At 70.9% G+C, this 11852-nt stretch carries 14 protein-coding genes and 1 pseudogene; 12 read left to right on the top strand and 3 right to left on the bottom strand.

The features are described 5' to 3' along the window. Positions 1–3 precede the first annotated feature (3 nt). The 10 genes and pseudogenes from GA0070611_RS14680 (at position 4) to GA0070611_RS32410 (ending at position 8198) form a co-directional block, all read left to right on the top strand. Positions 4–192 carry a hypothetical protein gene (locus GA0070611_RS14680; RefSeq protein ID WP_091664383.1) on the top strand — a complete coding sequence of 63 codons (189 nt, stop codon included), beginning with the start codon at positions 4–6 and terminating at the stop codon, positions 190–192. After that, complete coding sequence (locus tag GA0070611_RS14675) at positions 189–731, top strand: DUF2637 domain-containing protein (RefSeq protein WP_091664380.1); 543 nt, start codon at positions 189–191, stop codon at positions 729–731. The genes GA0070611_RS14680 and GA0070611_RS14675 overlap by 4 nt, the downstream gene beginning before the upstream one ends. Further along, on the top strand, positions 728–2488 hold the full coding sequence (locus GA0070611_RS14670) for a replication initiator (protein WP_091664377.1): 1761 nt from the start codon (positions 728–730) through the stop codon (positions 2486–2488). Before GA0070611_RS14675 ends, GA0070611_RS14670 begins: the two co-directional genes overlap by 4 nt. Before the next feature lie 2 nt (positions 2489–2490). Further along, complete coding sequence (locus GA0070611_RS14665) at positions 2491–2670, top strand: helix-turn-helix transcriptional regulator (protein WP_091672936.1); 180 nt, start codon at positions 2491–2493, stop codon at positions 2668–2670. Continuing rightward, a complete protein-coding gene (locus GA0070611_RS14660) occupies positions 2670–3857 on the top strand; it encodes a tyrosine-type recombinase/integrase (RefSeq protein WP_091664374.1) in 1188 nt (395 codons plus the stop codon). The genes GA0070611_RS14665 and GA0070611_RS14660 overlap by 1 nt, the downstream gene beginning before the upstream one ends. 237 nt (positions 3858–4094) lie before the next feature. After that, on the top strand, positions 4095–5126 hold the full coding sequence (locus tag GA0070611_RS31095) for a hypothetical protein (RefSeq protein WP_157740317.1): 1032 nt from the start codon (positions 4095–4097) through the stop codon (positions 5124–5126). A 264-nt stretch (positions 5127–5390) separates the two neighbouring features. Beyond that, positions 5391–5747 (top strand): nuclear transport factor 2 family protein, encoded by a 357-nt coding sequence (locus GA0070611_RS14655; RefSeq protein ID WP_091664372.1) that lies wholly within the window; start codon positions 5391–5393, stop codon positions 5745–5747. Between the two features lie 76 nt (positions 5748–5823). Then, positions 5824–6609, top strand: coding sequence for a maleylpyruvate isomerase N-terminal domain-containing protein (locus GA0070611_RS14650; protein WP_091664370.1), 786 nt, complete (start codon positions 5824–5826; stop codon positions 6607–6609). 71 nt (positions 6610–6680) lie between these two features. After that, on the top strand, positions 6681–7037 hold the full coding sequence (locus GA0070611_RS14645) for a hypothetical protein (RefSeq protein ID WP_091664368.1): 357 nt from the start codon (positions 6681–6683) through the stop codon (positions 7035–7037). Between the two features lie 332 nt (positions 7038–7369). Next, positions 7370–8198, top strand: a pseudogene (locus GA0070611_RS32410) (cation diffusion facilitator family transporter). 99 nt (positions 8199–8297) lie between these two features. Here the strand turns inward: GA0070611_RS32410 and GA0070611_RS14635 are convergent. The 3 genes from GA0070611_RS14635 to GA0070611_RS14625 all read right to left on the bottom strand — a co-directional run bounded on the left by GA0070611_RS14635 (position 8298) and on the right by GA0070611_RS14625 (position 10482). Next, entirely contained in the window at positions 8298–8789 is a 492-nt protein-coding gene (locus GA0070611_RS14635; RefSeq protein ID WP_231921452.1) for a roadblock/LC7 domain-containing protein, read from the bottom strand. Then, positions 8786–9157, bottom strand: coding sequence for a hypothetical protein (locus tag GA0070611_RS14630; protein WP_091664366.1), 372 nt, complete (start codon positions 9155–9157; stop codon positions 8786–8788). Before GA0070611_RS14630 ends, GA0070611_RS14635 begins: the two co-directional genes overlap by 4 nt. A gap of 254 nt (positions 9158–9411) precedes the next feature. After that, entirely contained in the window at positions 9412–10482 is a 1071-nt protein-coding gene (locus GA0070611_RS14625) for a DNA glycosylase AlkZ-like family protein (RefSeq protein ID WP_091664363.1), read from the bottom strand. Positions 10483–10551: 69 nt separating this feature from the next. Between GA0070611_RS14625 and GA0070611_RS14620 the strand changes: the two genes are divergently transcribed. Both GA0070611_RS14620 and GA0070611_RS14615 read left to right on the top strand, forming a co-directional pair. Continuing rightward, positions 10552–10881, top strand: a complete 330-nt coding sequence (locus tag GA0070611_RS14620) for a PadR family transcriptional regulator (protein WP_091664361.1) — start codon at positions 10552–10554, stop codon at positions 10879–10881. Continuing rightward, a complete protein-coding gene (locus GA0070611_RS14615) occupies positions 10875–11849 on the top strand; it encodes a hypothetical protein (protein ID WP_231921451.1) in 975 nt (324 codons plus the stop codon). Before GA0070611_RS14620 ends, GA0070611_RS14615 begins: the two co-directional genes overlap by 7 nt. Positions 11850–11852 lie beyond the last annotated feature (3 nt).

Genomic DNA, 11852 nt, shown 5'->3' with positions numbered 1-11852 from the left:
CCGATGTCCCTCAAGCGCTTCTTCCTCGGCACCCACCGCATCAAGCCCCTGAACGTCGACCTCGACGGCTCCCCGGACCGACTCGCCGCCGCCCTGCACGGCCTGGCGCACATGGTCCGCTACCGCGACGACCTCGACGGGCAGCGCATCCGCATCACCATCGTCATCCGCAACCCCGGGAGCGGCCAGTGATCCGCGCTCGCGCCGAGTCCGGCGCGCGGCTGCTGATCCTGCTCGCCGTCGGCACCATGGCCGGCGCCGCCGCCTTCACCCACGTCCACGATCTGACCGTCGCGCACGGGCAGCCCGACTGGATCGGCTGGGCCAACGCGGTGGCCGTCGAGCTGATGGCGATCTACCTCGGGCTGGAGATCCGCGCGCGGCGTCGCGCCGGCCGCCCGGTCGGCATGGTCGGCGTACTCCTGGTCGCCTTCGCCCTGCTGTCCCTCGCCGCCCAGGTCGCGGAAGCCGAACCGTCCGTGTGGGGCTGGATCGTCGCCGCCGTGCCGTCGCTGGCCTTTCTCGCCCTGGTCAAGGTTGTCCTGTCCAGCGCGCCGGCCGTACCGCCGGCCCCTGAGCCGGAGCAGCCGCGGGCCGACTGGTACGACGAGCCGCAGCAGGTCGAGCCCGCCCCGCCGGCTCCGGTGATGCCGCCGGCATCGGCCGCGGTGCTGCCTCCGGTCGGCGTCGTCCCGCCCAACCGGCCCCAGGTCGTGGGGATCATCCGATGACCGCGCCGACCCTGCCCGGCCTCGCCCCGTCCCCCACTCCGGCTGCTGCTCCTCGGCCGGGGTCGCGGGCGGCCCGCATGGCGCTGCCTCGCTCGGTCGACGTGCTCAAGCAGATCGCGATCGAGTACGGCGTCTGCGTCCGGCCTCTGGCCATGCGCCGCACCGACCTCGACACTGGCCTGACCGAGGTCATCGACCTGCCCTGCGGGGCGACCCGCGAGGACAAGTGCCCGCCCTGCGCCAAGAAGAACCGCCGGCTACGGCAGGCCCAGATCCGCGAGGGCTGGCACCGCGACGACGAACCCCTACCCGGCCCGGAACCCGCGACCGAGGCGCAGAAGTCCCTGATTCTCTTCCGGGCGCACCTGGAGTTCTCCCGCGACGAAGCGGTCCGTGCCGCCCAGTGGGACCAGGTGACCGACCTCGACGAGGCGATCCGCGAGGTGGAAGAGGCCATCGCGGCGGAGGGCCTGCGTGGGCGCGTCGGCCCACCCCACGTCGGCGTCGACGAGGACCAGGACGAGGAGTCTGGCCGCCGGCGCAAGCGCTCCACCCGCCGGCGCCAGGATGCCCCGGACCTACCTCGACGGAAGGTTGAGCGGCGCACCGTCGGCAAGACCTACACCGCTCCGGACGGTGCCACCTACCGGCCGTCGATGTGGCTCACGCTCACCCTCGACTCCTACGGCCCGGTTCGCCCCGACGGCACCCCGGTCAACCCCGGCCGGTACGACTACCGCCGCGCCGCCTGGGACGCCGTGCACTTCCCTCGGCTGCTCGACCGGTTCTGGCAGAACCTGCGCCGCTGTGAGGGCTGGAACGTCCAGTACGCCGGCTGCGTCGAGCCGCAACGCCGCCTCGCCCCACACGCGCACTTCGCCATTCGGGGCACCATCCCCCGCGACGTGCTTCGCACCGTGGCGGCGGCGACCTATCACCAGGTGTGGTGGCCGTCGGTTGACGTCCAGCGGTACACCCTCGACCGGCTCCCCGTCTGGGACGAGCAGGCGGCGGCATGGGTCGACCCCGACACCCGGGAGCCGCTGACTACCTGGGCGGAAGCCCTCGACGCCATCGACGACGACCCGGACTCCGAGCCCGTGCACGTCGTCCGCTTCGGCGCCCAGGTCGACGCCCGCGGCGTCATGCCCGGCACCGAGGACGCCGAGCGGACCATTCGCTACGTCACGAAGTACATCACCAAGCACACCGGCGACTGCCACAAGATCACCACCGATCGGCAACGCGCTCACCTCGACCGGCTCTGGCAGGAACTCCGGATCACCCCGTGCACTGATCGCTGCGCGAACTGGCTGCTGTACGGCGTCCAGCCGAAGAAGGCACACGCGAAGCTCAAGCCGGGCCGCTGCAAGGGCAAGGTCCACCAGCGCGACACCCTCGGCATCGGCGGCCGGCGCATCCTCATCTCGCGCGACTGGTCCGGTAAGACCCTCGCCGACCACAAGCACGACGTCCGGGCCTGGGTTCGCGCGCTGCTCGGCGTCACCACCGACAGCGCTACCGCTGGGCAGCTCGTCGACGACCAGGGCGACACCGCCGAACGGGTGCGGCACGCCTGGGAACTCGCACGGCCCGACGACCCGGACGTGGGACCGATGACCCACCGGCTCATGCGCTCGATCAGTGAACGCGCCCGGTGGCGGTCCGAACTGCTCGCCGTGAAGGACCGAGCTGCCCAGCCGCCGGCGGATGAATCGACGACGCGAACAGATGGCACGACGGGGGAGGGGCTGTGACGGTGGCGAACGATGAACTCTGGACCGTCCGGGACGTGGCGGCGTACCTGCGGGTGCCGACCGAGACGCTGTACCGCTGGCGCAAGGTCAAGTACGGTCCGCCGGCGGCTCGGGTCGGTCGACACCTGCGGTACGAGCCGGAAGCGGTTCGGGCCTGGGTACGTGAGCAGGCGGCGGCCTGATGGGACACGTGGAAGACCGCTGGTACAAGGTGATCCGGCACCCCGGCGGCCGGAAGGAGCGTGTCAAGTCGGACCTGTTCGGCAAGGGGATGCGCTACCGGGTCCGGTACATCGGCCCCGACGGCCGGGAACGTAGCCAGTCCTTCCCGGACCGGGCCAAGCGCGAAGCTGACGCCTTCCTCGTCTCCACCGAGACGGACAAGCTCCGCGGCTCGTACGTCGACCCGTCCGCCGGCCGAATGACCTTCGCCGAGTACGCCGAGAGCTGGTTGCGTACGCGCTCCTTCGACGAGTCGACGCGGGAGAGCACAGAGTTCCGGGTACGCAAACACCTGCTGCCGTTCTTCGGCTCTCGGCAACTGGCCTCGATCAAGCCCGGCCACGTTCGAGAGTGGGACGCCGCGATGGTCGGCAAGCTGGCCCCGGCGACCCGGGCCGTGGTCTTCGCTCACCTTCGGACCATCCTCGGCGCGGCCGTCGACGACGAGCGCATCGCCAAGAACCCGTGTTCGGCTGCCTCGGTCAAGGCGCCCAGGCCCGTGCAACGTCGCGTCGTCCCGTGGCGGGCCGACGAGGTTTCGGCAATCCGCGGTGGCCTCGCTGAGCGCTACCGTCCGATGGTCGACCTGGGCGCCGGCTGTGGGTTGCGGCAGGGAGAGATCTTCGGGCTCGGCGTCGATGACGTCGACTTCCCCGCTGGCTCGGTGCACGTCGTTCGGCAAGTCAAGGTGGTCCGCTCGCGGCTGGTCTTCGGCCTGCCAAAGAATGACCGGGATCGCCGGGTGCCGCTCCCGGACTCGGTGGCGCGGTCGCTCAAGGAGCACATCAAGAAGTACGACCCGCTCTCGATCACCCTGCCCTGGGAGGACCCGTTCAGCGACGAGCGGGTGACGGTGCCTCTGATCTTCACCACCACCCGACGAGGTGCGATCAAGCGGGCCACCTTCGACGGCAAGAGTTGGCGCCCAGCGGTCGAGGCGGCCGGTATCGTCCCGACCCGGGCGACCGGGATGCATGCGCTACGCCACTTCTACGCCTCGGCGCTGCTCGATGCGGGGGAGAGCATCAAGGCCCTCGCGTCGTACCTTGGGCATTCCGACCCGGGCTTCACCCTCCGGGTCTACACACACCTGATGCCCGCCAGCGAGGAGCGCACGCGCCGCGCGATTGATGAGCTGTTCGGATGAAGAACTCTGCACCCGATAGATATACAAAAGTCACGTTGATGGCCGATAAAGGTAATAACAGCTATTCAGCCTTAATGACCCTTTCGGGGCGAAGGTTGTCACGCTCGGTTCGAGGCTCGGTGGAGCCGGGCACGGAATGTGAATCTGACTCGCACTGTCGTCTATGCGACTCATTTGACTTCGAAGGCCGGAGGGTGGGAGGTGTTCTGGCAACCTTGCTACCACTACCCTCGATTCATGGGTCTGCTCGCCAGTCAGCCTCTGTCTGCCGCAATAGGGTTGGCGCTGGTTCTGTTCCTGGTCTGGTTTCTTCCTGGCTACGACTGGCTGGGGGGAGTCCTCCTGTTGATAGCGATAGCGTACGTAGCAGTTCCCTTCACAAGTGGCGGCGATTATGTGAGTCATATCATGGCGGAACAGGCCGCCGTGATGCTTTTTCTTATTGGCCGAGGCATAAAAATTCGGGTTACGGGCTATGTCACTTCCGGCGCCTTCAGGGCTATTCTCGGCGCCTTAATGCTCTCAGCGTTATGGGTCTGGATCCAACGCGGGGCTCCGTTCAAGCTGTGGGTGGCAGCGACGTTGGTTGTAGTCGTAGTCCTTTGGCGCGTTGCTGCAAACGTTGGTAGCTCATTGAGTGCCGCTGAAGCTGATTTCCAATATCAGGCTGCGGCTGAAGTTACGCCTGAGGCCCTGATGAAGCGCGACGAAGCTCTTCTGCAGGCGATATACAAGGTTGCACACGGCCGTGCCGGAAGGTTTGTTGCCGCACGAGATATTGCCCCCTTCCTGCAGTTGTCTGGCTACGAGGCCGAGGTGGCTGCTCATCGCCTTATTGACAGTGGGAAGATTGAGGAAAACGAGTACGGTTACGCATTAAAGCAAAGGGGGGTCGAGGCGTATGAGCGCCAGCACGCCAACGGAAAGCGGAGGTCGCCGGTGAGTAACATCTTCAACTTTCATGGCAGCGCCTCTGGCGTCTTCGGGTCCGGGAACGACGTCCATGGCAATAAGTTCACATCTGGCGTTCTGCCGGATGGCTTACTCGACCGGCTCATCTCGACGGCTGTTCAAGTGCGTGCCGAGGCGGCAGAGCATCAAGCTCGACGTATCGACGCGGCCGTGGTCGATCTACGAGGAGCTGGCGACAGTCCAGAACGGCTAAGGAGAGGGGCTCAGCGGCTTGTGCAGATCGCGGGCACGCTGGGCGATATCGGTGTTCCACTTCTGAAAGTCGCCGCTGAGGTAATGTCTGCGCTCCCAGGCTAGGCACCTGCAGCCAGGTATTGCGCCCGGACGGCCTGACGGCGGCCTGTAGAGCTCAATGTCCAGTACTTCCCCAGGTCAGTACGCACTTCCTGCTCATAATCCGGCGTACAGGTCGACTCGTCCGTCGCCCACCAGCTCAGAGACCGGATCAAAGGCCCGTTTGTCGCCGAAAGCGCGGCTTGTGCCGGGACCGGCGTGCTGGGTGGCGTTCTGCCGCGAGCGAATCCGCTTGTCGGGTCGCGGGGCGCTGGAGAGGATCGATGGATGGATCTCCACACTGCGGAACGGCAGCTCCAAGCCGCGCAGCGCGCCGCCGATGTCGAGTCCCTAGACGCGCTCCTGCACCCCCGGCTCGTGGCTGTCGGACCGGATGGCGCGATCTTCACCAAGGAAGATGACCTGGAGAGCCACCGCTCGGGCGTCCTGCGGATCACCAGCCTCGTGGAGGAGTCCCTCGACGTCCAGGAAGACGGTGAGACGGGGGTGACCCGTACGGTCGCCGCGGTGGATGCCGTGCAGGGTGGTGCCGTCGTTTCCGCGCGGTTGCGCTACACCCGGCTGTGGGTACGTGACGACGGCACTTGGCGGGTGCTGGCCGCCACCATCGTCCCGGTCCAGTGAGCGCTTCGGCTGCCGTGGCGGCCTGGCGGGCGAAAATCGCTGTCCGGTGGTCCGAGAACACTGGTAGACAGCCCCAGTGCACAAGAATTTGACGTTCTCTGATCATCTGCGGCTGATCGACGAACGGTCGACCGCCTTCCGTGCCGCGGTCGCGGCGGCACCGAGCCTCGACGCGCAGGTGCCGAGCCGTCCCGAGTGGACGCTGTTCGATCTTGTGCAGCGCGTGGGTCTGAACCGCCGGAAGACGGCCGCCGTCGTCGCCGCCGGGCCTGCGGACGGGCCCCCGGAACAGTCGGCCTGGGACGACGGCACGGGTGCGCCTCGGGAACGCGAGGCACTGCTGGCGTGGTGGACCGAGTCCGTCGCGCACCTGCTGGGCGTGCTGCGCGCGGCCGGCCCGGATCGCCGGTGTTGGACGTGGTGGGACGACTCGCCGTCACCACAGACCTCTGGTGCCTGGGCGCGGCGCCAGGTTCCCGAGATCGCGGTGTTCACCTCCGACGTCCAGCGCATCCCGGGCGCCCCGCAGCCGCTGTCGGACGAGGTCGCCCTCGACGGTTTCGACGACTGCCAGTTCACCCTCTGCGCGACCACCGTCGCCTGGCCGCACGATCCCGCCATCGTCGACTACCACGCCACCGAGGGCCGATCCTGGCGTCTTCGGCTCTCCCCCGAGGGCGCACAGGTCGTCCGCGTCACGCCCGGTGCCGGCGGAGATCGCGAAACGGCCGACGTCCACGCCCGGGGCACGGCCAGTGACCTGGTCCTCTTCTTCTACGGTCGGATCCCGCTGGAAGCGCTGGAGTTCGCAGGCGACCGTCGAGTCTTCGATCAGCTCGCCGCCTGGGACCCGTCCGTGTGACAACCGACGGCAGCGGCATGGAGCCCGCAGGTGCCGTCACCCGAGACGAGCCGACGACAGGATGCGAACAGGTGGATCGACTGCCCCTCCGGCCCGGTGACCATGTCGAGCTGGCCTGCGAAGTGGTCGAGTGGGTGGATCTGACCCTCTTCCCGGCCGTGGTCCGGGTCGTATTCGCCGACGCGCAGGGTCGTGTCTGGTCGCTCGTCGACAAGGAGCCGATCTTCGGTACGGACCTCGACCCCGGGTCGGCGCTGCCGAGGCCGGCTGCGGTGCGGTGCGTCGTCAGGGAGTTCCGTGCCGGGTCGGATGCCTCGTCGGTGCCGCTGGTCATGGTGTCGACCGAGCCCGACGGGGTGGCGGCCGAGGACGGAACGGCCGTTTTCCTCGTGTCCGCGGACCTCTTGGCCCCGGTGCCGACCGGCTGATGACGGCGCGAGGCCACCGGCTCATCCGGGCGGTGTGCCGTCGTCGAGGCTCCCTGAGCTTCGCCGGTCGGCGGTTCGTCCGTCCAGCTCCGGAGCGAGCAGGAGGAAACGCGCCAGCGGCGGCACCGTCGGGTCGGCCGCAGCCGCCACCCGTGCGGCGCGGTGCCACTCCGCCCTGCCGCCAACCGGTAGAAGACGCCTGATCGCCTGGATGAGTCCTCGCATGACGACGAGAGTCGTGGTTCAACCACGCTTGAGGTCAAGCCGGTCGGGACAAGGGTGGATGAGTCGAACACCTGGTCGGTCTGGGGGCCACCGCGCTCGTCCAGGCGGTGGTCGTGCTGCTCTCCGGCTCGGTCGCGCTGCTCGGCGACACCCTGCACAACGTCGCGGACGCGCTGACCGCCGTGCCGCTGGGGATCGCGTTCCTGCTCGGCCGGCGGGCCGCCACCCGCGCCTACACCTACGGGTACGGCCGCGCCGAGGACCTGGCCGGCATCGTCATCGTGCTGGTCATCGCCGGCTCCGCGGTCGCCGCCGCCTGGACGGCGGTGGACCGGCTGGTGCGGCCCGCCGAGGTGACCCACCTGCCCTGGGTCGCCGCCGCCGGCCTGGTCGGCTTCGCCGGGAACGAACTGGTCGCGCGGTACCGGATCCGGGTCGGCCGCCCTGGTCGCCGACGGCCTGCACGCCCGGACCGACGGGTACGCCTCGCTCGCCGTGCTCGCCGCCGCCGGCGGGACCGCCCTCGGACTGCGGTGGGCCGACCCGGTGGTCGGCCTGGTCATCGCCGTCGCCATCACGTTCGTGCTCCGGGACGCGGCCCGCGCGGTCTACCGGCGGCTGATGGACGCCGTGGACCCGGCACTGGTGGAGCGGGCCGAGTCCACCCTGCGGGCGGTGGACGGGGTGCGGGACGTGACCGCGGTGCGGTTGCGCTGGATCGGCCACCGGTTGCACGCCGAGGCGGACCTCGTGGTGGCCGCCGACCTGAGTCTGCTCGCGGCGCACGAGATCGCGGCCGACGCCGAGCACCAGTTGACCCACGCGCTGCCCCGGCTGACCGGCGCGACCGTGCACACCGACCCGGACAGCCACCCCGGCGGTCATCACCACCCCGACCTGTCCCACCGCCGGCGACAGCCCGCCGCCGACCGGTGAACAGGTCGGCGGCGGGCGACAGACCCGCGGGCGGCCCACCGCGGCCGACCCCCCACGAGTCGGCCGCGGTCGCGCGCCCGGAAGCCGGGCGGGGCGCGGTCACGCGGGGCTGGGCGTGACCCCGTCCAGGAGGCCGGCGAGGCGGTCGGCGATCGTCGGGGCGTGCAGGTGCAGCCGGGCCACGTTGATGCTGTCCTGGCCGACCACGGCGAGCAGCGCCTCTGGGCTGACCGCGTAGACGCTCAGGTAGCCGTCCCGGTTGCGGACGGTGGACTGGTGGAAGTCGCCCTGCCCCAACCGCAGCCCCACCTGCCGGCCCAGGCCGAAGGTGGTGGCGGCCAGCGCGGCCAGTTCGTTCGCGTCGATGTCGGTCTGCATGTTGTGGGTGATCAGCAGCCCGTCCACGCCGCCCAGGACACAGCCCTGTACGCCGGGGATCTGCACCCGCAACGTGGCCAGCTCCTGCCCGATGGCCGGGTACGGCAGCGCGGGGTTGCCGGCCAGCGACGGCGGGAGCCGACGTGGCGGCGGCGACTCGGCGGTCGGGGTGCGGCGGGGCAGGGCGGGCCGGGTGTCGTCGGGCCCCCTCACAGCTCCAGGCTCTCCTCGATCGCGCGTAGCTGGTGCCGGGCCATGGCGAGGTTGGCCCGGCTCTTGGCGACCATCAGGTAGAGGAAGAGCCCCTTGCCCGTGTGCCGGGTCAGCGGGCGGATCAGGTGGTACTGCGTGCCGAGCGTGATGAGGATGTCCTCGATCTCGTCGTTGAGGTTGAGCATCTCGATGGTGCGCAGCTTGGCGCGGACGACGTCGGTGTTGCCGGCGGCGGCGACGGTCAGGTCGATCTCGCCGGTGCCGCCGGCCACCCCGAGCGTCATGCCGCTGGTGTAGTCGACGAGTGCGGCGCCGATCGCGCCGTCGATGGTCATCGCGCTCTTGAGCGCGAGGTCCAGGTTGGCCACGGTGTCTTTCCCCCCAGGTCCGGCCGGCCGGATCCGTCCACGCCTGGGACCACCCGGCGGCGACGGGCGGTGCGGCCTCGTGCAAACGCTGCACCGACAGTTGCACATGATGACCGTCGATGCACTCGTAGCCGCCACTTCGAGCTGACCGGACCACGACCGGGGGACGTCGGTCCCGTAAATGGGACCCGCCGAGGGATGGTCCACCGAGGACCAGCTTGATATGAAGACGGAAGCAGGAATCCGCGGTCGGGTCAGCGGCCGGGCAGGCGGACCTCCGGCAGGTCCAGCCAGGACGCCAGCGCCCGCAGCTCGTCGCGGACCGCCGTCGCGACCTCCGCCGGGAACGGGACGTCCTCGTGGATCGCGTCCACCCGCAGCACCCCGCCCTTCCGGTCGGCCGTCGCGTCCACCTTGCCGACCAGCCGGTCGTGGTGCAGCACCGGCAGCGCGAAGTAGCCCCACCGTCGCTGCGCCTTCGGCACGTACATCTCCAGCCGGTACTCGAAGTCGAACAGCTCCAGCGCGCGCCGCCGGTCGTGCACCAGCCGGTCGAACGGGGAGAGCAGGGCGGTGCGCCCGGTGAACGGCGCGCCGTCGAGCGCGGTCGGGTCGACCCGCCAGGCGCCGGACGTACCCTCGATCTCCGCCGGCTCGCCGGCCGTGCCGACCACGGCGGCGCGGGCGACGCCGAGCGACCGGAGCCGGCGCTCGTCGCGGGCCCGGCGGGCCTGCTCGGCGGGGAGCGCCGGCGTGTCCGGCGGGTAGACCCGCTCGGCCAGGTCCCAGGTGCGCTGCCGGCCCACCCGGCCGGCGACGGCGACCTCGCCGCGCGCCGCGAGGAACTCCAGCAGCTGGGTGACGTTGCGGTTGTTGGTCCAGCCGGTCGACGGCCAGGGCACCGCCGCCCGGTCCGGCACGTCCCGGCTGAGCAGCGGACCGGAGTCGCGCAGCAGGTCGAGCACGTACCGGCGGAACGCGTCGTTGGCGGCCAGCCAGTCGCGCCAGCGGGCGTGCGCCACCCAGGCCGCCATCTCGGCCCGGTGCAGCCCCAGGTCGGTCATCGGCCGCACCATCGCCCGGTACTCGAAGAGGGCGCGGTCGGTCTCCAGCGCCCGGGTGAGCTGCTCCGGCCGGTACCCGTCGCCGAGCCGGGTCCAGGCGACCAGGTCCGCGTTCGGCGCGACCGCCGCGGTCGGGTCGAGCTGGAGGAAGGTCAGCTGTCGTACGGTCGCCAGCAGGTCGGTGGGGCGCCGCGCGTCCAGGAGTTGGGCGCGTACGGCGACGCGGCGGGCGGTGACGCGGTCGAGCCGGTGTGCGGGCATCACCGGAGGCTAGCGTGCCGGCCGATCGGGGGGATGCACCCTATGTAGAAAACGGATAGAGTGTGCGGCGTGCGAATGACGATTCCTGTGGCGAAGGTGCTGTCGGCGTTCCTCGCCGACCCGGAGGCGCCGCGCTACGGCCTCGACCTGATGACCCTCACCGGCCTGCCCAGCGGCACCCTCTACCCGGTGCTGCACCGGCTCCAGGCCGCCGGGTGGCTCGCCGCCGAGTGGGAGGAGGTCGACCCCAGCGCGGCCGGCCGACCCGCGCGGCGCTACCACCGGCTCACCCCGGAGGGATTGCGCGCCGCCCGCCAGGCCCTGGCGGAGCTGCGCGCCCTCGCCCCGCAGCGGTCGCCCCGCGGCGGCACCGAGCCGACCGGAGCCCCGGCGTGGTGACCCGACGGCTCGCCGAGACGCTGCTGCGGACCGCCGCCCGGCGCTGGCCGGTGGCGGTCCGCGACGAGCTGGCCCGGGAATGGGCCGCCGAGCTGCACGTGCTCGACGAGCGCGGGCAACGGTGGAGGATGCTGCGCTTCGCCGCCAGCCTGGCCGCCCGCCGGGCCGGCGGTCCGGTGGTCGACCGCGCGGTGCTGCACCGGCAGCTGCGGCGCACCGCGGGCGTGCTGCTCCTCGCCCCACCGGGAGCGGTCGCCGCCGTCGCGCTCGCCGCCACCGTGATGACCGTGGTGTACGGCACCTTGACCGGCTACGTCGCCTGGGCGGACCGGGTGCAGGTGCCGCTCTGGACCGTGCTGACCGCGGGGCTGGGGGCGCTGCTCGCGCTCCCCGTCGCCCGCGCCGCCCGCCGCACGGTACGCACCGGGCCGCTCGCCACCGCCCTCGGCGTGCTGCTGCCGATCGGGGCGACCGGGACGCTGGTCCTCTGGGCGCTGGTCGGTCGGCACGAGCGGGACGCGCTGTCCATGGCGCCCGGGGTGCTGCTCTGGCTGGCGCTGCTCGCCGGCGCGCTCTGGGCCGCCGGTGCGCTGGCCCGCCGGGGGCGTACCCGATGGGCCTGGCTGGTCGGGCTCGTCGGCGCGCTGGTGGCGGCGGACGCGGCGGTGGTGCTCGCGGTCGTCACCTCGTTCCCGGCCATCGATCCCGCTCCGCTGACCGACGGCGCCGCCTCGGACGCGGTGAGCCGCGTCTCCGCGCCGCTCTGGCTGCTCGACATCTGGACCGACTCGTCCCTCGGGCTGCCCCGGCCCACCGAGTGGGAACGGTTCCTCATCACCGACCGGATCGTGTTCGAGCCGATGCTCTACCTGGCCTGCACCCCGTACGCGGTGGCCTACGCGATCGCGGTGGCCCGGCGGCCGGCGGACCCGGTGCCGGCCGCCGACCCGGTGCCGTCCGTGGTGTGACCG

It is taken from the genome of Micromonospora auratinigra, from assembly GCF_900089595.1.
GTDB lineage: Bacteria > Actinomycetota > Actinomycetes > Mycobacteriales > Micromonosporaceae > Micromonospora > Micromonospora auratinigra.
This window is presented reverse-complemented; position numbering and strand designations above follow the sequence as displayed.

What these genes read in the sequence shown, in the direction of transcription:
- GA0070611_RS14660 (WP_091664374.1), top strand. Translation starts at nt 2,670, where the DNA reads ATGGGACACGTGGAAGACCGCTGGTACAAGGTGATCCGGCACCCCGGC.
- GA0070611_RS14680 (WP_091664383.1), top strand. Translation starts at nt 4, where the DNA reads ATGTCCCTCAAGCGCTTCTTCCTCGGCACCCACCGCATCAAGCCCCTG.
- GA0070611_RS14655 (WP_091664372.1), top strand. Translation starts at nt 5,391, where the DNA reads ATGGATCTCCACACTGCGGAACGGCAGCTCCAAGCCGCGCAGCGCGCC.
- GA0070611_RS14625 (WP_091664363.1), bottom strand. Translation starts at nt 10,482, where the DNA reads ATGCCCGCACACCGGCTCGACCGCGTCACCGCCCGCCGCGTCGCCGTA.
- GA0070611_RS14670 (WP_091664377.1), top strand. Translation starts at nt 728, where the DNA reads ATGACCGCGCCGACCCTGCCCGGCCTCGCCCCGTCCCCCACTCCGGCT.
- GA0070611_RS31095 (WP_157740317.1), top strand. Translation starts at nt 4,095, where the DNA reads ATGGGTCTGCTCGCCAGTCAGCCTCTGTCTGCCGCAATAGGGTTGGCG.